At 69.0% G+C, this 18,619-nt stretch carries 14 protein-coding genes; 10 read left to right on the top strand and 4 right to left on the bottom strand.

Annotated elements, in window-relative coordinates:
- Nucleotides 1-51: 51 nt before the first annotated feature.
- Nucleotides 52-1,335 (bottom strand): SEC-C domain-containing protein, encoded by a 1,284-nt coding sequence (locus tag OV287_RS46955; protein ID WP_267540593.1) that lies wholly within the window; start codon nucleotides 1,333-1,335, stop codon nucleotides 52-54.
- A 193-nt stretch (nucleotides 1,336-1,528) separates the two neighbouring features.
- On the opposite strand from OV287_RS46955, the gene OV287_RS46950 reads away from it, so the two are divergent.
- The gene (locus OV287_RS46950; protein WP_267540592.1) at nucleotides 1,529-3,070 is read left to right on the top strand and encodes a Do family serine endopeptidase; all 1,542 of its coding nucleotides are present in this window, start codon (nucleotides 1,529-1,531) and stop codon (nucleotides 3,068-3,070) included.
- Nucleotides 3,071-3,121: 51 nt separating this feature from the next.
- Here OV287_RS46950 and OV287_RS46945 read toward each other — a convergent pair whose 3' ends face one another.
- Nucleotides 3,122-3,625, bottom strand: a complete 504-nt coding sequence (locus tag OV287_RS46945; protein WP_267540591.1) for a YchJ family protein — start codon at nucleotides 3,623-3,625, stop codon at nucleotides 3,122-3,124.
- Nucleotides 3,626-3,702: 77 nt separating this feature from the next.
- Here OV287_RS46945 and OV287_RS46940 point away from each other — a divergent pair, with 77 nt between their 5' ends.
- The 5 genes from OV287_RS46940 (at nucleotide 3,703) to OV287_RS46920 (ending at nucleotide 8,728) form a co-directional block, all read left to right on the top strand.
- Nucleotides 3,703-4,596 carry an undecaprenyl-diphosphate phosphatase gene (locus OV287_RS46940; protein WP_267540590.1) on the top strand — a complete coding sequence of 298 codons (894 nt, stop codon included), beginning with the start codon at nucleotides 3,703-3,705 and terminating at the stop codon, nucleotides 4,594-4,596.
- 2 nt (nucleotides 4,597-4,598) lie between these two features.
- Complete coding sequence (locus OV287_RS46935) at nucleotides 4,599-5,198, top strand: CoA pyrophosphatase (protein WP_267540589.1); 600 nt, start codon at nucleotides 4,599-4,601, stop codon at nucleotides 5,196-5,198.
- Nucleotides 5,199-5,509: 311 nt separating this feature from the next.
- Entirely contained in the window at nucleotides 5,510-5,887 is a 378-nt protein-coding gene (locus tag OV287_RS46930) for a response regulator (protein ID WP_267540588.1), read from the top strand.
- A gap of 20 nt (nucleotides 5,888-5,907) precedes the next feature.
- Nucleotides 5,908-7,254 (top strand): sensor histidine kinase, encoded by a 1,347-nt coding sequence (locus tag OV287_RS46925; protein ID WP_267540587.1) that lies wholly within the window; start codon nucleotides 5,908-5,910, stop codon nucleotides 7,252-7,254.
- A gap of 226 nt (nucleotides 7,255-7,480) precedes the next feature.
- Nucleotides 7,481-8,728: a hypothetical protein gene (locus OV287_RS46920; protein WP_267540586.1), complete on the top strand. Its 1,248-nt coding sequence runs from the start codon at nucleotides 7,481-7,483 to the stop codon at nucleotides 8,726-8,728.
- 1 nt (nucleotide 8,729) lies between these two features.
- Here the strand turns inward: OV287_RS46920 and OV287_RS46915 are convergent, their stop codons facing one another.
- Nucleotides 8,730-10,154, bottom strand: a complete 1,425-nt coding sequence (locus tag OV287_RS46915; protein WP_267540585.1) for an MBOAT family O-acyltransferase — start codon at nucleotides 10,152-10,154, stop codon at nucleotides 8,730-8,732.
- A gap of 1 nt (nucleotide 10,155) precedes the next feature.
- Nucleotides 10,156-12,906: a GDSL-type esterase/lipase family protein gene (locus tag OV287_RS46910; protein ID WP_267540584.1), complete on the bottom strand. Its 2,751-nt coding sequence runs from the start codon at nucleotides 12,904-12,906 to the stop codon at nucleotides 10,156-10,158.
- Between the two features lie 107 nt (nucleotides 12,907-13,013).
- Between OV287_RS46910 and OV287_RS46905 the strand changes: the two genes are divergently transcribed.
- The 4 genes from OV287_RS46905 (at nucleotide 13,014) to OV287_RS46890 (ending at nucleotide 18,494) form a co-directional block, all read left to right on the top strand.
- Entirely contained in the window at nucleotides 13,014-14,078 is a 1,065-nt protein-coding gene (locus OV287_RS46905) for a mannose-1-phosphate guanylyltransferase (protein WP_267540583.1), read from the top strand.
- Nucleotides 14,079-14,087: 9 nt separating this feature from the next.
- Nucleotides 14,088-15,620, top strand: coding sequence for a pre-toxin TG domain-containing protein (locus OV287_RS46900; RefSeq protein WP_267540582.1), 1,533 nt, complete (start codon nucleotides 14,088-14,090; stop codon nucleotides 15,618-15,620).
- 9 nt (nucleotides 15,621-15,629) lie between these two features.
- Complete coding sequence (locus OV287_RS46895) at nucleotides 15,630-16,424, top strand: hypothetical protein (RefSeq protein WP_267540581.1); 795 nt, start codon at nucleotides 15,630-15,632, stop codon at nucleotides 16,422-16,424.
- Between the two features lie 255 nt (nucleotides 16,425-16,679).
- Nucleotides 16,680-18,494, top strand: coding sequence for a serine/threonine-protein kinase (locus OV287_RS46890; RefSeq protein ID WP_267540580.1), 1,815 nt, complete (start codon nucleotides 16,680-16,682; stop codon nucleotides 18,492-18,494).
- Nucleotides 18,495-18,619: the final 125 nt, after the last annotated feature.

The following is an 18,619-nucleotide window of genomic DNA, read 5'->3' as shown; positions in this document are numbered from 1 at the left end:
GCCAGGCGCCGCTCCACATGTGTCCTGCCCTCAGCGGGGGTGGGCCGTTCCTCACGCCTTGAGGACGGGGCCTGGCGTGGGCACTCCCCCGCGCAGCAGGGCCTGCAGCCGCCGCACCCGCTGCTCGGCCCCGTGTGCTTCCCGTGCCGCCAGGTGCAGCCGGTAGGGCTCCAGGTCCTCCGCTCGCCACCGCTCGCGCCGCTGCAGCTCATGCACCAGCCCGGCCTCTCCCTCGAAGCGCTCGAGCAGGGGCGCCTCGCGCGCCTTGGCGAACGCTCCGTAGAAGGCCAGCGGGTGCACCACCAGCACCTTGTAGGCCCAGTCGAACCACTGCTGCGCCTCCGGCGGAGACGAGCGGTCCCGGCTGGCCGCTTCCACCCGCGTCAGCACTGCCTGCTTCACCTCCTCGTCCAGCTTCGCCAGCAGCGCCTCGACATCCACGTGCGCGGCCTGCTCCGGAGCTTCCAGCCGCAGCGGCTCGCGCAACACCACCGTCATCCACAGCCACTCCTCGCCGTTCAGCACCTCGGGCGTCTCGCCGTAGATGATGGAGCGCAGGATGGACTGCTCGTACTTCGCCAGCAGCTCCATCAGCTCCGGATCGGCTTGTGCCGCATCCCTCACGGCCGCCAGCACCCGCTCCGGCTCCTCCATGGCTCGCAGCATGGCCCGCGGGCTCATCCCCGGTCCGCTTCCCTGGCCGGGCTCCTCGCCCAGGGCCCACCCCACGGCGGCGTTCATCCGGCTGCGGCGCGCCGCCCACTCCGTGACCTGGGCCATCATCAGCCACGCCATCGACTGGTGCCGCCAGTACGTGTACGGGGGCAGGCGGGAGACGCCCCGCATCTCCAACACCGAAACGGCCAGCGCTCGCCGCTCCTCCTGGGTCCGCCCTGGTTCCATCAACGCCTGGCGCAGCCCCTGGTCGAACCGCTCCACGCGCTCGGAGTCCATCAGCTCCGGTGCGCAGCGGTCGAACAGCCGCTCCCGGCGCTCTTCCATGTCCTCCACCTCTTCCGTCACCCGGAAGATGTGCCGCTCGACGACGGGGACGAGCTCGTCCCAGGACCAGCGCAGGGACGCCAGCGGCCCGTCTTCCCGGAACATCTCCCGCAGCAGGATCATCCCCTCGCGGGTCCGCTGGATGGGATTGGGAGACGCCAGCACATCCTCGGCCAGGACGGCGGCCTCGGCGGTGACCTCATCGACCCCGGTGGGCCGCCCCCGGCGCGCAGGGAGGAGGCCGCTCCAGCCAGAGCGCCGGGCCTCACCGAGGCAGCATCGCTTGTACTTCTGTCCACTGCCGCAGGGGCAGGGCTCGTTGCGGGATGGCATGGCGAGGGCCCTAGCACGCCTGACGGGAGAAGTCGCCTCCGGCGGCACTACTTCTCCCGCCCGGTGAGCTCCGCGCTCCTGGTGGCAGGGGAGCCAGCGGGCGAGGGGTCCCTGGCCGCTGTGCTCCCGCTTGGAGGATGGTTGTCTGTTCGCGCGCGGTCCGCATCTTCCCACCTAGGGAGGATGTCCCTCGATGAAGCACGCCCGCTCGGCTTTCTGGCAGCAACTCATCCTGTTCAATGCCCTCATGTTGGCGCTCACCACCGGGTGTGAAGCTCGCAACCGGGAGCCGGCGAAACCGGCTCCTTCCGAGCAGCGAGAAGCCCCTCCTTCACCGGAACGGGGCACTGGGGGCACGGGTCAGGCGGAGCCGACGCAAAAGCCACAGCCGGCCCCACAGCCGCAGGCCGCGGTGGGGGGTTCAGGACCGGCGGAGTCCATCGCGGACCTGGTCGAGGCCGTCAATGACTCGGTCGTCAACGTACAGATTCAGGCCCGCGCCCCTTCCATGGAGGGCCTGCCGGGCGATCTCTTCGAGCGCTTCTTCGGCGGCCCCGGCCTTCCTCCCGGTGCCATCCCCGAGGAGCGCATCCAGCAGGGCGAGGGCTCGGGCTTCATCATCGACCCCAACGGGCTCGTCCTCACCAACAACCACGTGGTGGAGAACGCCATCGATATTCGCATCCGACTCACCGATGGCCGCGAGTTCGATGCCAAGGTGCTCGGGAGGGATCCGCTCACCGACCTGGCCCTCCTCAAGCTCCAGGGCAACGTGAAGGATCTGCCCGTGGCCCGACTCGGCAACTCGGACGATATCCGCGTGGGAGACGGGGTGGTGGCCATCGGCAACCCGTTCGGCCTCACCTCCAGCGTCAGCGCCGGCATCCTCTCGGCCCGTGCGCGCGACATCCAGGCCGGTCCCTACGACAACTTCCTGCAGACGGACGCCGCCATCAACCCGGGCAACTCGGGTGGCCCCCTCTTCAACATGCGGGGCGAGGTCATCGGCATCAACACCGCCATTGTCGGCGGCGGCACGGGCATTGGCTTCGCCGTGCCTTCCAACATGGCCAAGGCGCTGCTGCCGCAGTTGGAGAAGGGGAAGATCCGCCGCGGCTGGCTGGGCGTGTCGGTGCAGGACCTGACGTCCGAGCTCGCCCAGGCGCTCAAGGTCGATGCGCGCAAGGGCGCCATCGTCACGGGCGTGCAGTCGGACAGCCCGTCCGCCAAGGCGGGGCTCAAGCAGGATGACGTCATCACTGCCATCAACGGCGCGCCCGTCGAGTCCTCGCGTGGTCTCACCCGTGACATCGGCTTCCGCCCGCCCGGTGAGACCGTGAAGCTCACCGTCTACCGCGACGGTAAGTCGCGGGAGGTTCAGGTGAAGCTCGGCGAGCGCCCGGATCTCGAGGGGGTCGCCACCAGCCCGGAGCAGGGCCGCGAGGAGGAGGACACTGGCCACAAGGTGGGCCTGCGTCTCCAGGAGGTGGATCCTCGCATGGCCCCGGGCGTCCAGCAGGGCGCGATGATCATCGCCGTGGACCCCGGCTCGCCCGCGGACCGCGCTGGCCTCCAGCCTGGCATGGTCGTCGTCGAGGCCGGTGGCAAGCAGGTGCGCAACCCGCGTGAGTTCGCCCAGGTGGTCCGCGCTCAGAAGCCCGGGTCCGTGCTGCTGCTGCGCATCCAGGTGGGGGAGAATCGGTTGCTGCGCGCCCTCAGAATTCCCGTGGAGTAGGGGAGTGGGGCACGGGAGTGGCACGGGGAGAACCCGGGGCCCTCGATACCCTCACCCCGTCCCTCTCCCGGGGGGAGAGGGGAAATTGGAGGGGAAGGTGGCCAGAGTGAGTTTCTCCGGCGGTTGGGGGCACTCGCTCGCCGCCAGCCCGTCTCCCGACAGGTAGCGCCAGCCCGTCCCGTCGTGACGGAACTCCGACCGCTCCACGAACGAGCGGTCCTTTCCCTTCTCGAAGATGCGCGCGTAGAAGAGCACCACCGCCTTTCCCGTCTCGTCCGGCGGCTGGCGGTCCAACACGTGCAACCGCGGGTACTTGTGCGCGCTCGCCACCGCTCGCAGCTCGCGCAGCACTTCTTCCTTGGGCCTCGCTCGGTCCGGGTGCTCCGGGTGCAGCGTGCGCCACAGGTACTCCACCTCGCGCAGCGCGAAGGCGCTGTAGCGCGAGCGCATCAGGGCCTCGGCGTCCGGCGCCTCCGCCTCGCCTCGGTGGTAGCGGGCACAACACTCGCGGTAGCGCAGGCCGGAGGTGCAGGGACAGGGTGGGGCAGGGGGCATGGACGTTCCCGGACGACAGGGCCATGCGAAGGCCCTTGCTGCCCCGCAGGGTAGCGCATACATCCGCTTCCCCACGTATGAGTCTTCTTCAAGCCATCGTCCTCGGGCTGGTTCAGGGGCTGACCGAGTTCCTCCCCATCAGCTCCACCGCGCACCTGCGCATCGTCCCGGAGCTCTTCGGCTGGCCTGATCCGGGCGCCGCCTACTCCGCCGTCATTCAGCTCGGCACCGTGGCGGCTGTCCTCATCTACTTCCGCAAGGATCTCGTCACCCTCACCCGGGCCTTCTTCCAGGGACTCGTGCGGCGCCAGCCCTTCGGCACCACCGACTCGCGTCTGGCCTGGTTCGTCCTCATCGGCACCCTGCCCATCGGCATCTGCGGGCTGGCCTTCAAGAAGAGCATCGAGGGCTCGCTGCGCTCGCTCTACGTCATCTCCGGTAGCCTCATCGTCCTGGCCCTCATCCTCTTCATCGTGGAGCGCCTCGCCTCCCACAAGCGCACCCTGGACGACATGCGCTGGCGCGACGGCCTCATCGTCGGACTGTGGCAGGCGCTGGCCCTCATTCCCGGCTCCTCTCGCTCGGGCACCACCATCACCGGTGCCCTGTCGCTGGGGCTGCGGCGCGAGGACGCGGCGCGTTACTCCTTCCTGCTCTCCATCCCCGCCACCTCGCTGGCGGGCATCTTCGAGCTCAAGCACCTGCTGGAGGCCACCGAGCGTCCCTCGACGGCGGCCCTGGTGACGGGCACGCTGGTGGCCTTCGCCTCGGGATGGGCCGCCATCGCCTGGTTGTTGAGCTACCTGCGCAAGCACTCCACCCTCATCTTCATCGTCTACCGGGTGGTGCTGGGCGTGGCGCTGCTGGTGCTGCTCAACCTGGGCATCCTCCGCCCGCTGTCCGGGGTGGAGAACGTGGACACCGCCAACAAGCCTCTGCAGGTCCCCGTGCCGAGGCAGGGAACGGACTAGCCGTGGACGCACTCTTCGACGCCCTGGAGACTCACCTGGCCACCCGGCAGCCGCGGGCCGTCCAACTGCCCGGCTTCGTGCTGCGCGAGGCCGCGGTGCTGGTGCCCCTCCTGGTGCGCGAAGGTACCCCTCACGTCCTTTTCACCAAGCGTCCTACAACGTTACGCCAGCATGCCGGCCAGTACTCCTTCCCCGGCGGCTCGCGAGACGCTGAGGACGCCACCCCCATGCACACCGCGCTGCGCGAGACGCGCGAGGAGCTGGGCATCGACGTCTCCGGCGTGCGGGTGCTCGGCGCTCTGGACGAGGTGCCCACCCTCACCGAGTTCCGCATCCAGCCCTTCGTGGGTGTCATTCCCCATGGCCTGGAGTACCGGCCCAACCCGATCGAGGTGGAGTTCATCCTCGAGGTGCCGCTGGAAGCCCTGTTGGACCCGGCCATCCGTCGCACCGAGCGCCGCCATGTGCGTGGTGTGGAGTACGAAGTGGACTTCTATACCTACGGCACCCACGTCATCTGGGGAGCGACCGGTCGCATCCTCCGCGACCTTCTGCGGTTGACTACTCGGCTGTCTGAGCTCTCGGCTCCAAAATCACGCTGAGCGCGCGCCGCGCGGGTCGGTCTCTGTTATTCTTTCAGGAGTCTCCGACTTTCAGGGCCGGGCCAGGAATCAATGAGACCCGGTGGAGTTCCTGACGTCAGGATTTCCCTGTCTTTATTTCCGCTGTCCCATGCCTGCCCTTCTCAAGCCCACTGCTGTGCCTTGGTTCTCTGTGAATGCACCCGGCTGGCCGCTCGTGCGGCAGGCCGTCGTTCGAGCGTCCGCAGTCCTGTCCAAGCAGTGTCCCGGCACGAGCAATCCCAGCGGCTGGTGTAGCGTGGGTCCACGTGCTGGTGTGGCTCGGAGCCCCCATGGCCAGGATTCTCATCGTTGATGATGAAGTGCATGTGGTCGGAGCCCTGCGCCGGTTGTTGAGGCGCGAGGGGTTCTCCATCGAGGTGGCGCTCAATGGCCAGGAGGCCATCGAGAAGCTGGCCACCTTCGAGGCGGACGTCGTCATCTCCGACTTCCGCATGCGAGGGATGAACGGCCTGGAGTTGCTCTCGCAGGTGTTGCGCATCGCGCCTCGGGCCGCGCGAATCCTCATCTCCGGTCACGCGGACCTGTCGGGTGGCTCACAGTCGGGGGTCATCTCCCACTTCATCAGCAAGCCCTGGGACGATGATCGCCTGGTGGCCGATGTTCGCGCCCTGCTGGGTGGGCAGGGCCCTGTGACCTCGGGACCTTGAGCGGACCGCAGCCCCCAGCCATGGAGCCTCACGCAGAGCAGGCCCTGCTGGACGCGGATCCGGAGCAGCTCCACCGGGGCCTCCAGCTCGTCGCGGGCCTGGGCCCCATTCTGTTCAACGCGGCGTTGTTCACCTGGTTCTGGGGCCAGTGGTCCGTGCTGCTCGTGTTGGCGGGCGTATGGGCGGTGCTCGCCTTCGTCAACGTGCGGCTCGTCGAGTGGGTGGCCCGGCGGCGCGGCTGGGCCGTGGCGGAGACGGTGCGGCTGCTCGCCAATCTGGTGGGGAGCGTGGTGGGCGGGACGGCGACGCACTGGCATCCGCTGGCATGGGTCTTCGTGCCCTACAGCCTGCTCCTGTTCACCGGGATGGACCGGTGGGTCCGCCTCCGCACGGCCTTGTACCTGGGAGTGGTGGCCGTGGCCTCGCTGCTGACGGGAGCCGTGCCGAGCACGGCCCTGGCGTTCATTCTGCTCGGGGTCTGCGGCTTCCTGGTGTCGGAGAAGCGGATCTCCACGCTGCGTGGGGTGCTGGGGCAGGTGCTGCGGCAGCGCGAGGAGCTGGAGAAGGCTCACCGGGAGCTGGAGGCCGCGCACCAGGAATTGCAGCAGCTGCACCAGCGGGCGCTCGAGCAGGAGCGGCTCTCCAGCCTGGGCATGCTGGCGGCGGGGGTGGCGCATGAGATCAACAACCCGATGAGCTTCGTGACGAGCAACGTCAACGCGATGCTCCGGGACCTCCGCGACGACCCGAACCTGCCCGAGGTGATGAAGGAGTACGTGGACGACGTGCTCCCGGCGACGCTGGATGGCATCAAGCGGGTGAACACCATCGTCGGAGACCTGCGCCGCTTCGCACGCGGGGACCCCGAGGCCCATACCTCATACGAGCTCGATGCCGAAGTGGAGACGGCGCTGCGCATCGCGCACGGTCAGCTGAGCCATGTGCGGGTGGAGAAGGAGCTGGGCGGGGTGGGCCACTCGGTGGGCCGCCCGCGGCAGCTCGTCCAGGTGTTGGTGAACCTGCTGGTGAATGCGGGGCAGGCCACTGCGTCTGGTGGACTGGTGCGCATCAGCACGCGCCGCGACGCTGACGCCATTCGCGTGGAGGTGCGCGACACCGGCACGGGCATGTCCGAGGAGACGAAGCGCCACCTCTTCGAGCCCTTCTTCACCACCAAGCCATCTGGAGAGGGCACGGGGCTGGGGCTGTCGGTGGTGCACGGCATCGTGAAGTCGCACGGCGGCCACATCGAGGTGGAGAGCGAGCCGGGGAAGGGCACCTGCTTCACGCTCCGCCTGCCGCTCGTGCCGCCGCTCCTCCAATACGAGCCGTCCACTGACGGGGGCATGCGGCGGCGCATGGGCTGAGGGCAGCCTGCTTCAATCAGGCCCCATCGCCTTGGTGCAATGCGTCATGAGGTCGTGGAGCGCAGCGCCCAGCGGGCCCCGGCTCGGGTTGGCGGGGAGACAGCAGGGGACGTTATGCTCGGCTGTTCGCCCCCCAGGCGCCGTGGCGTTGCCAGGGATTTGTGACTTGGATTGAAACCCCGGGTCCAGGCAGTTTGGAGGGGGAACCGTCGAGAGGACTCACGGCATGCTCCAGGCCTTCACCCCCGTCGTCTCCCACTCGGGTACCGGCTCACCCCCGGGGAACGGGCCTGAGTCAGACGCACGTCAGGCCTCGGAGGTCGTGGCTCAGGGCGTCGCCTGCTACACCGGGCTGCTGCGGGTGATGCGCTCGCCGCGCTGGAAGCGCCTGATGCGCGCGCAACCGGACTGGCTGCGCGAGGCCCTGCGGTTGGAGACGCCTCTGCGTGCGCTGCTGACCCACGACGAGGCCCGTGACCAGGGTCTGCTGCCGCGGCGCGAGCGGCTGGAGGTGCTCGCGCGCAAGCGGCTCTCCCACTTCACCCGGCAGGGTGGGGCGTCCCTGGCCGACGTGCTCGGCCGCCTGGAGACGCTGTTGAGCGAGCCTCTGCCGCAGCCGCCCGGCACCGATGAGCCGGTGCTGCTCGAGGGCCGGCAGGGCTTGCGAAACCTGCTCTCCTGGCCCGGCACGTGGGTCTTCGCGCTGCTGGCCATCACCAACCGCTATGGACTGGAGCGGTTCGGCAGGCCCGCGCCCATGCTCCTGGCGGGCGGGGCGCTCGGCCTCTACTACTACCTGCGGTGCACGGGACGGTTCTGGCTCACCTCGAAGCGGTTGATGTGGCAGCCGCGCTTCGGCGAGCCGGTGCAGGTGTCGCTGGCCTCCATCGGCGCCAAGGGCATCTCCGCGCTGCCCGCCTGGGGCGAGGTCCGCGTCGAGGGCGACCGTACTCTCACCGTGCGCCACGCGGGCCATGCGGGCCTGCTCTCCTCGCTACTCGACTTGCACCGCCAGTCGCCCTTCGCTGGCGCCGTGGATGGCTCGCCGCGGGTGCACGAGGTGTCAGTGCTCCCGGCCTTGCGTGCCCCGGAGACCCCGCGGTCCGGACAGCGCCCCGAGCCCGGTGTGGCGGTGCTCCGGCCCGGCTACGTCGCCTTCCTCCCGTCCGAGCGCCAGGCCGAGGTCTTCCGTGTGCTCACCGCCCCGGGCACCCGGAAGCCCGAGGCGGACGTGACGATGGAACTGCTCGTGGAGCACATGCGGCTGTTGTCCGAGACGGAGTTCGACGTGCGCATGCGGCAGGCCGTGCTCGCCAGCGGGGGCGAGCTGTGGCACGCGGACGAGGTGCGCTCGGCGCCGGCCACGGGCAGCGGGCGGGTTCGGCTCGGGGCTCGGGGCGTCGGCTTGGAGCTGCTTCAGGATGCGGCCCAGGCCGAGGCCACGGACCGCATCGTGCGCCGCTGGGCGGCGTAGCTCAGAACTGGAAGTAGACGTACGGGCGCGTCTCGACCGACGTCAGGTGACGCACGCCGAGGCCCACCAGCACCAGGACCACCGCTCGTACCGGCACTGGCATCCGCACGAACAGGTCTCCCGCCTTGTGGAAGAGGCTCAGCGGCGTCACGTGGCTGATTGCCGCCACCGCCAGCATCGTCCACACGAGGGTGCTCACGTTCGCCAGTCCCAGGCTGCCCTCGAACAGGCGCAGGTACATCTCTCCCGCGTGCGCCAGACTCGGTGAGCGGAAGACGATGCGCGTGAGCACCACCACGGTGAACGTGGCCACCCAGCCGAGCCCCGCGCGCACCACGGCCATCTTGCCTTCCTTCGGCGGCTTGCCCGTCACCCACCACCACACGCGGATGACGCACTCCATGGCTCCGTGTGCGAGGCCCCAGATGGCGAAGCGCCAGTCCGCTCCGTGCCACAGGCCGCCCAACCCCATGGTGATCATCAGGTTGAGCAGCGCCCGGGGCTTGGAGACGCGGTTGCCGCCCATCGGCCGGTAGAGGTAGTCGCGCAGCCAGTTGGACAGGCTGATGTGCCAGCGGGCCCAGAAGTCGAAGAGGTTCGTCGCCAGATAGGGGCGGTTGAAGTTCTCCGAGAACTTGAAGCCGAAGAGCGCCGCCGTGCCGATGGCGATGTCCGAGTACGCCGAGAAGTCGAAGTAGAGCTCGAAGCTATAGGCCACCGCCGCCACGAAGCACTCGGCCGAGGTGTACGCCTCCGGCGAGGCGAAGACGGGGTCCACGAGGCCCGAGCCCAGCACGTCCGCGATGATGAGCTTCTTGGCCAGGCCCACCGCGATGCGGTACAGGCCGCGGCCTCCCTCGTCGGCCGTCAGCGAGGGCGTGTCATCGAAGCGCTCGATGAGGTGAGAGGCGCGCACGATGGGGCCCGCCACCAGGTGCGGGAAGAAGAGCAGGTAGAGCAGGTGCTCGAAGAACGTGTGCTCCTTCTTGATCTCCCCCCGGTAGCTGTCCACCACGTAGCTGATGGCCTGGAAGGTGAAGAAGGACAGGCCCACCGGCAGGAGCAACCCGAAGGGCTGGGTGCGCACGTGGATGCCCAGCGGGCCGAGCAGTGCCACCGCCGTCTCGCGGAACATGTCCGCGTACTTGAAGGTGCAGAGCACTCCGAGCGTGCTGACGACGGACACCGTCAGCAGGGCCTTGCGCACGCCCGTCGATTGCGAGCGACGGATGCCCTTGATGCACAGGTGGTTGATGCCCGTGGCGCCGAAGAAGAGCACCAGCGGCAGCGGCGTCCACATCGAATAGAAGAGGACGCTGGCCACCATCAGCACGCCCAGCCGCGGCCACTTGTGGCGGTGCACCGCCCAGTAGAGGGCGAAGGTGACGGTGAGGAAGAAGAGGAACTGGAGGCTGTGGAAATACACGTCAGCCGCCCTCCGTGGCGAGTGCTGGCGGCTGGGCCTTGAAGGTCTCGTAGGCCGCGAGCAGGTCGGAGAGGAACGTGCCCGCGAGCTTCTCGTAGCCCTCGGGCGTCAGGTGGATGCCGTCGGTGTGGCCCAGCCCGTCGCGCTGCCAGCGCAGCATGCTCAGGTCTCCGCCCATGGCCGCTCGCGGGGACCAGTACGCGCACCCCTGCGCCCGAGCCACCTCGGGCAGCGCCGTCACCACGCGGGCGAGCGCGGGAGCCTCCTCCCAGCCGCCATCCGCGCGCTGCTGCAGCCGGTCGGTGGTTCCGATGACGAGGCACTCGGCGCCGCCTGCGTCCTTGCGGAGCTGGGAGATGAGGGTGCCGTACTCGGTGCGCAGCTTCTCCGCGTCCAGGTCCGCCTGGCCGCTCTCGTTGGTGCCGTACCAGAAGACGAGCAACTGCGGCTTGCGCGAGGAGAGCTGCGCGGACCGGGCCTGCGGCTCCATGCTGGCCAGCGTGGAGGCGGTGGAGCCCGGTAGCCCGACCGCGTCGTAGGCGATGCCCTTCTGCTCCAGGTCCAGCGCCGCGCCCAGCACGGTGAGGGGACCACCGCCCTGGTTGATGACCTCGATGTCGTGGGCGGGGCCGGTGACGGGGAAGGAGCGGACGCGCACCGTGGGCGCGGTGAAGGGCTCGGGCGGCGCCGGCTCGGGAGGCATGGCGCTGCCGTCCACCTTCACCTCCAGCTGTCCGCTGCCAGGGCCGTCCAGCCAATACAGGGAGAGCCGAGCAGGAGGCGTGGTGGCGGCGGTGCAGCCCTCGCAGAAGCGGATGCGCAGCGAGGCCCCGGGGGCTCCCACCGCGCGGACGCCACCGAGGCCATAGGCCTGTCCGGGCGTGGTTGCGCTCAGTGCGTCCTCTACCGTCCACTCGCCCGTCAGCTCGCGGGAGACTCCCGCGGGCTTGAGCCGGTCCGACGGCTTGCCCGCGGAGATGAAGCCGCGCCCGGCGTCACCGAAGCGCTTCGCCAGCGCGTTGCGCATCGCGTCCGTGAAGTAGTGCGAGGCCGTGTGCGAGGCACCAATCTGCAGGATGCCCAGCCGCCCGTCCTCGCCCTTCTCCAGCTTGCTCAGGCGTTTGAAGGTGGCGATGAGGGACTTCTCGGTGTTCTGGAGGCCCGAGGGCTCAGCGGCCACTCGCGGCGGGCTGCTCGCGGCATAGGCGCGCTGGATGGCCAGGTCGAAGAGGTGGCCCAGCAGGTCCGAGCCCTTGGCGCGCGGGTGGATGAGGTCCTCGTTGAGCAGGCCCGAGGACAGCCAGCGGATGGACGAGCCCTCGCCGCCCATGGCCTCGAGCGCGTCCCAGTAGGCGCAGCCGCCCTCCTTCGCCACGTCGCGGAAGACGTCCGCCACCATGCGCGAGCCTCGGCGCGGCACCAGGTCGCCGCCCATGGTGCGCACGGCGGCGTCGATGGGAGACCAGACGAGGCACGCGGCATCCGGCACGGACTCGCGCACCAGCTTCACGAGCTGCTCGGCCTCCTGCTTGATCTCCTCCGGCTTCGTCCAGTCGCGCGAGAGGCGGAAGGCCTCGTTGCCGCCGAACATGAGCACGACCAGCGAGGGCTTGCGCTGGCGCATCTGCGCGCGGAAGTAGGGCCGGTGGGTGCGCAGGAACACGCCCGCGTAGGCGCCCGGCAGGCCGAGGGTGTCGTACACCACGCCCGGGTTGCCGTTCTCCAGCGAGACGCCGTGCAGCTCTATCTTGCCGCGTGTCTTGAGCGTCAGCGTCTTCGTGCCCTCGGGCAGCTTCACCCGGGCGTTGGCCACCTCAGCCGGAGTCCACCGCGTCTGCACGCGCTGCAACTGTTTGCCGTCAGCGAGCACCTGCACGGAGCCGCCACCCGGCTGAGCGAGGAAGAAGATCTCAGCCGTGCGCGCGTCGCCGATGTCGAAGCGCACGTCCTGGGACTCCTTGACGCCCGCGGTGAAGGCCACGCCGGTGAAGGGGAGCCGGTCCTTGGGCGGCGCGCGATCGATGATGCGGATGAACTCCCAGCCCGGGGAGGCCTGGCCAGCACGCACGCCGCGGCCGGAGCGGGTGGGACGGTCGATGTAGAGGAAGCCCTTGCCACCCGAGCCGTGGCGCTCCTGCAGCCGCTCGCGCACCACGTCGTTGATGTGGTCCGAGGCGATGAGCGAGTCGCCCAGGTGCTCTACGCGCACGGGCGTGGTGCGGCTGCCGTCACGCAGCGACCGCAGGGCCTTGAAGAAGGGCTCGAGCCCGTTCTCCTCGCACCCGGAGGCGCCCATGCGCCGGCAGCCGGGGTCGAGGTCCACGTGCTTGGAGCCCATCTTCTCGCGCAGCGCCTCCATGCGCATGGCCTTGGTGAGCGTGGCGGGACCCAGGTTCGCGAGGCCCAGCGTGTCCTCGGAGGCGGCGATGGTGGGCGTCGGGAGCGGGGTGCCGGCGTCGGAGGAGGTCTCGGCCTCGACCACCTCGGTCTCCACCTCCTCCTCGGGGAGGACGGGCACATCGGGCGCGAGCCGCTCCGCATCGGGCTCGACGCCAACGGACTTGCGCTTGGCGGCGGCACTGGAGGTGGTGACGAGCGAGATGAGCTGCGGCACCACCGGCCCCTGGGCGAGGCTGGGAATAGGCCGCCACGCCTCGGGCAGAGGGGCGAGCGACACCCCCACGGCGAGCGCGAGGGTGAGGGCGAGCGTCAAACCCGCCGATGTGTGCTTGGACTCCAACGCGCCCGGCATGAGACTGGCTTTTCGGTGCGTGGTCAAAACTCCTGCCCGTGTTCGTGGAGGAGCCGGGCGAGCGAGCCCCTGGCGAGTGGCGGGCAAGGCGCTATGGTGCGCCGCCCATGACCCTCTATCCCGTCATCATGGCCGGTGGCTCCGGCACCCGCTTCTGGCCCCTGTCGCGCAAGGCGCGCCCCAAGCAGTTCCTCCCGCTGGCCTCGAAGAACCCGCTCATCACCGATACCGCCATCCGCCTCAAGGGCCTGGCCTCGGTGAAGGACACCCTCATTGTCTGCGGTCCCCTGCACGCGAAGCAGGCGGCCAGGCTGGTGAAGGGACTGTCCAAGAAGAACCTCCTGGTGGAGCCGGTGGCGCGCAATACCGCGCCGGCCATCGCCCTGGCGGCGGTGCAGGTGGCCGCGAAGGACCCGGAGGGCATTCTGGTGGTGCTGCCCTCGGACCACCACGTGGCGGACGTGGCCGGCTTCAAGAAGACCATCGCCGAGGCGGCGCAGGTGGCCGCGAAGGGTCACCTCGTCACGCTGGGCATCAAGCCCCACCGTCCGGAGACGGGCTATGGCTACATCCAGGTAGGCGAGGGGCTCGAGGGTGGGGGCCGCCGGGTGAAGGCCTTCCGTGAGAAGCCGGACACGGAGACGGCCCGGCGCTACGTGGAGTCGGGCGAGTACCTGTGGAACGCCGGCATCTTCGTCTTCCGGGCGGACGTCATCCTGGAGGCCTTCGCGAAGCACATGCCGGAGATGCAGAAGGGCCTGGACGCGCTGCGCAAGGCGGCCGGCAAGCGCACCTTCGCGTCGGTGCTCAAGCGCGTGTTCCCCAAGCTGCCCTCCATCTCCATCGACTACGGCGTGATGGAGAAGGCCAGCAACATCGCGGTTCTGCCGGGAGACTTCGGCTGGAGCGACGTCGGCTCCTTCGCGGCCATCCCCGAGGTGCGCCCCGCGGACGAGCACGGCAACGTCATCTCGGGTGCCGAGGCGGTGGTGGTCGACTGCAAGGGCTGCGTGGTGCTGGCCGACAAGCGTCCGCTGACCGTGGTGGGCCTCACCGACATGGTGGTGGTGGACTCGGGCGACGCGGTGCTGGTGGTGCCCAAGGACAAGAGCCAGGACGTGCGCAAGGTGGTGGAGGCCCTCAAGGCCCGCAAGCGCGAGAAGTACCTGTAGGACGCGGCCGTGCGCGGGACACGGTACATACCCGGGTGGAAGGTTGCGCGCGTCCTGCTGCTCCTGCTGGTGGCCTGCACGGGGCCGGGAGCCGGGCGGGTCGCGCGCGCACCCTCGTGGGCCCTGGCCTCCGGTTCGGGGCGTTTCGCTGGAGGTGACTGGGAACGCCCGGAGCCGCTGTCAGTGCCGCGAGCCTCCTCCCCCAACTCCATGAGCCCCGAGGAGGAGGAAGCACGCTGGAAGGCGGTGGAGGAGAAGTTGGAGGAGTACCTGCAGTGGGGCATGCGTCTGATGGAGACACATGCCGCGCACCTGCGGCGCATCGCCCCCGGCCACCTCCTCACCGAGCATCCGCTGCGCGAGAAGTCCCTGGATGCGCTCGTCCGCGCCACGCTCGCCTGGGCCTACAGCCATACCCAGGATCCGGACTTCTTGCGGCGCAGTCCCTCGGAGGTGGCCCTCTACCTGCTGGCCAGCCGCTCTTCCCTGGCCACCGCCATCGAGCTGGGCAAGAAAGCTCCGCCCCACCTCGACTACACGCCTCCGCCTGAAGACGAGTACACCCCCGAGGAGCTACTGGCGGAAGTGGCTGTCGGGCTCACGCCCCTCGTTGGAGAGATGTCGGACCTGGCAGCGGCCATCTCTGGCTACAGCCTCACCGGACATTCCCTCAGCAATCCCGAGCGTTTCATCCATCTCTTGGGAGCGCTGCTGCCGCTCGCCAATGGCAAGCTGCTGACGCGGGGCGGAGAGGAAGCACTTCAAAGGGTGGCGCTCGTCACCGGCAGGAGTCTGGACGAGGTGCGGGCGCTTTCCCGCGTTGCCTCCCACCTGAGCCCCGACGACGTGAAGGAAATCGAGCGCGTCCTTCAGCGGGCCGCGGACAGGGGCGGAGCGCTGACGGATGCGGAGCTGGCCTTCCTCCATCGGATGGCGGGAACGCTGGAGCAACCCCTGCGTCTGGCCGCCAATGCCCTACGGCACGGGGAGGTGTTGCCCGTGCTGGGGATGCGCACGCTGCCGGATGGCACGCGGCTGTTCCCCGGGACTCCGCAGCACATGGCTCAGTGCTGGGTGGACTACCAGTTCCGTCACCCGCGCAAGTACCGGAGCTTCTCCACCGCCGTGGACCCGGAGTGGGAGCGGCTCTACCGCTCCATCCTCGCCAACAAGCAGGCGGGCAACGTCTTCGAGGACGGCATTCTCAAGGCGGGTGGCTTCGTGAAGAACACGGCGGTGATGATGCCTCCGTCCGGCAGGGGGGCCGTGGGCTTCATCCCGGACTCCGTGCGCGGCAACCCCAGTGAGTTGGTGTGGGGCGAGCCCTACCGGTTCATCGAGGCGAAGGCACGCCAGGAACTGGCCTACACGGGGAACCTCAAGGCCATGATCGAGTACGTGCGTGATCATGGCGGGCATATCGAGCTGTGGGTTCGTTCCGCGAAGCACCCAGCGGGGAAGACACATTTGACCGAGCCGCTACTCACTATCCTCCAGAAGATGGAAAGTGGTGGTAAGGCGAGCGTGAAGTACTCCCCTTGAGCTCCACTCATGCCGCGCTTCCGCTACCTCAAGTCGAACATCGACCTTCCGCCGGACTGCCCTTCGAGTGCGGTGATCCGGGAGTTTCTCCGGCTTGTTTTCGAGAAGTACCGGTGGTTCGTGCCCATGCGATACGAGCACGTCCCCTCGTTTGAGGAGCAGCTTGACCCTGACCGCATCGACTACGATGCGCTCATTGCCACCTACGAGGAACATCAGTCTCTCTGCATCGCCGCCCGGACGGACAGTGATTTCATTTGCATCTTCCCCTCGACCGACGATTCCCGGCCCTATTGTTACAACGGAAGCATCCTGTGGCGGGCCTCCGCGAAATGGGCATCCAAGCCTGATTGGCGTGCTGCGCACGTCGAGCAGGTGGCTGAAATCATGCGCCTCGTGAGTTCCCCTCTAGCGCAGGCCTCCTTGGGCGAGGATGTCGAGCGCAAGACCCGGCGTATGATCCCCAACGAGGACGGCCACGGCTCCACCGAGACCTTCACCCTCCGCAACTACAGCGCGGGTCTCTCCGGTCTGTTCTGGCGCAACTTCTTCGGTCCTCCGTTCGTGCGCATGTTCGGCGGACGTCTCGCTTCCCTGCCCGAGGACTGCCGCAAGCCGCTCGGTGAGGAACTCGTCCTCGTCCAACCCTACGAGCTGCCCACCGAGGCTGGCACCGATCAGGGGAATGCTCGGGAGCGCGCGCTGATCGAGCAACTCGGGCCTGAGTGCTTCTACGACCACGAGCACCACACGCCCCCCTCCCGCTTGCCGGCACTGGACCACCTCTCCAAAGTCCTTCATTGAGGCTCTGTCCTGTGGTCGGACCCGGTGTGGCTTACCGGACCTCTCGAACTGACAGGCCTCATGCTCCCCCTCCTTGTTCTTCTCTCTTGAGCGGGAAGAGGGGCCCTCGTTCTTTCAGGGCTGCGTTTGCAGGAATTACCGGACGACTCCGCCTTTCTGCGGGCGCGCAACGGTACTTCCGACGCTTGTCACGTTGGTTTCGTGACGAAGCAAGGGTGCATGGCGGTTGCAAAGCTTCACCGCAGGGGGGCGGCGATGGCTTGCAACTATTGCTTCAATGATCATCCAACGACTGTTCCGTGCATCCGGCCGGAGAGTCCTCCATGCGACAGCGAGGAGCTGTGCGGGACGGGCTTCGGGCCCCTGGTCCTCGTGCGCAAGCTGGGCACCGGGGCGCTCGGTACCGTGTACTTCGCCGAGCATCCGTCCAGCGGAGCGCACTTCGCGGTGAGGGTGCTGCACCCGCACCTGGCCAGCAATCCAGCCGTGCTCAGCCGCTTCTACACGGAGGCCCGTACCGCCCAGCACATCCACCACCCGAGCGTGGCCCGGGTGCTCGACGTGCGCCAGGCGCCCAGCGGCCACCACTGTCTCCTCATGGAGTACGTTGAAGGCACGGCCCTGTCGCACCTGCCGCTGCCGCTGCCTCCCGCGGAGGTCGTGTTCCTCCTCTCGCAGGCGCTCGAGGCGCTGGAGGTCGCGCATACGTGCGGGGCCGTCCACCGTGATCTCAAGCCCGAGAACCTCATCCTCACCACCGGTCGCGACGGTGAGCGGCGCGTGAAGCTGCTCGACTTCGGCATGTCCGCCACCCTGGTCGCGGGCTTCTCCGAGGAGGAACTTTCCGCGGGGATGGTGGTGGGCAGTCCGGGCTACCTCGCGCCAGAGCTGTGGGTGCGTGCCGAGCCGGATGGCCGCGCGGACATGTATGCGCTCGCGGTGCTGGGCTACCGGCTCCTCACCGGGCGGCTGCCCTTCGGGGGCGGCGGGCGCATGGGTGAGATGCTCCTGGTCCACAAGCCCGCGAAGCCGTTGCCGCCGCACATCCTCGAAGCGCGTGTGCCGCCGGCCCTGTCCGCGGTGTTGATGCAGGCCATGTCCCTGCGTCCGGATGAGCGCTTCGCCACCGCCCGAGCCTTCCGCTCGGCCCTGCAAGAGGCCATGCGGCGGCCCGCCTTCGGCTGCCTTGCACCTCCGTCCTTCCACGTGCGCGTCGAGGACCCCGAGGGCAGGGGACTGCAGCCGGTGTTCGTGAATGACGTGAGCCAGGAGGGGCTGCGCATCGCCTGTGATGGGCCGCTGCCGCGGCTGGGGGCACGCCTCGAGGTGGAGCTCTCGCTCAACGGCTGGGTTCTCGCCTGCACGTGCGATGTGGTGCGCCTGCTGCCGACGGAGGAGGCGCGCACCTGGGGCGGTCGCCAGGGCTACATCCTCCAGTTCTCCGGGCCCTCCGATGATGTACGCCGGCTGATCGCCCAGGCGCTGGCCCCGCCTCCCGTGGAGCCCGAGCCGGATGCGGAGCTGGCCCAGCTCTTGTCGCGCGCTGCCGCGTGCAGCCAGGACCCCTATACCCTGTTGGCCGCCCACCCGCATGCGGACTTCGCGGAGGTGATGCGGCGCGTGGTCCAAGCCGAGCGCCGGCTGGAGCCCTTCTGGCAGCGTCCCCTGCCGGCCGAACAGCGTCAGGCGCTCGCGGCCCTGCGGGGGAAGGTGGACGTCGCGAGGAAGACGCTCGGCGAGCCCATGGCGCGTGCGCGCTTCGATGCCTCCCGGGGCAACTTCCGCGGCGTGGCCCGTTGCCTCGCCGCCGGAGTGCCGCTGAACGCCGTGGAGCGCCTGCGCCAGGCCTTCCTCGCCGCCCGCCCGGAGGCCGAGCCCCGTGCGCGTCTGCTCTTCGACGAGGGCATCCTCCTGGAGGCCCAGAACGTGCTCGATGGTGCACTGGCGCGCTACGCCGAGGCGCTCCGCGTGGATCCGCTGAACGTCTCGCTGCACCGCTACTACCAATCGCTCGCCCAGCGGATGCGCGTGGCGTCTGGAGAAACGGCGCGCCCCTCGGCGTCGCTCTGAGTGCACTCCAGGGCCTCCGGTCCACCCGCTCTGGGTAGCCCGTTTCCCTGGAGGCACCCGCGGGTTGTCCGGTTTCCTCCAGCGGATGGCACGCCGGTCTTGGCGCATCACTTGCTCTCTGGTGG

The organism is Archangium lansingense, from assembly GCF_026626635.1.
GTDB lineage: Bacteria > Myxococcota > Myxococcia > Myxococcales > Myxococcaceae > Archangium > Archangium lansingense.
The sequence above is the reverse complement of the archived record's forward strand: the minus strand, read 5'-3'. Positions and strand labels throughout refer to the sequence as shown.

Bases quoted from the DNA above. Each gene is read 5' to 3' on its own strand.
- OV287_RS46925 (WP_267540587.1), top strand. From the start codon at position 5,908: ATGGAGCCTCACGCAGAGCAGGCCCTGCTGGACGCGGATCCGGAGCAG.
- OV287_RS46930 (WP_267540588.1), top strand. From the start codon at position 5,510: ATGGCCAGGATTCTCATCGTTGATGATGAAGTGCATGTGGTCGGAGCC.
- OV287_RS46940 (WP_267540590.1), top strand. From the start codon at position 3,703: ATGAGTCTTCTTCAAGCCATCGTCCTCGGGCTGGTTCAGGGGCTGACC.
- OV287_RS46895 (WP_267540581.1), top strand. From the start codon at position 15,630: ATGCCGCGCTTCCGCTACCTCAAGTCGAACATCGACCTTCCGCCGGAC.
- OV287_RS46950 (WP_267540592.1), top strand. From the start codon at position 1,529: ATGAAGCACGCCCGCTCGGCTTTCTGGCAGCAACTCATCCTGTTCAAT.
- OV287_RS46955 (WP_267540593.1), bottom strand. From the start codon at position 1,335: ATGCCATCCCGCAACGAGCCCTGCCCCTGCGGCAGTGGACAGAAGTAC.
- OV287_RS46905 (WP_267540583.1), top strand. From the start codon at position 13,014: ATGACCCTCTATCCCGTCATCATGGCCGGTGGCTCCGGCACCCGCTTC.
- OV287_RS46920 (WP_267540586.1), top strand. From the start codon at position 7,481: ATGCTCCAGGCCTTCACCCCCGTCGTCTCCCACTCGGGTACCGGCTCA.
- OV287_RS46910 (WP_267540584.1), bottom strand. From the start codon at position 12,906: ATGCCGGGCGCGTTGGAGTCCAAGCACACATCGGCGGGTTTGACGCTC.
- OV287_RS46890 (WP_267540580.1), top strand. From the start codon at position 16,680: ATGGCTTGCAACTATTGCTTCAATGATCATCCAACGACTGTTCCGTGC.
- OV287_RS46945 (WP_267540591.1), bottom strand. From the start codon at position 3,625: ATGCCCCCTGCCCCACCCTGTCCCTGCACCTCCGGCCTGCGCTACCGC.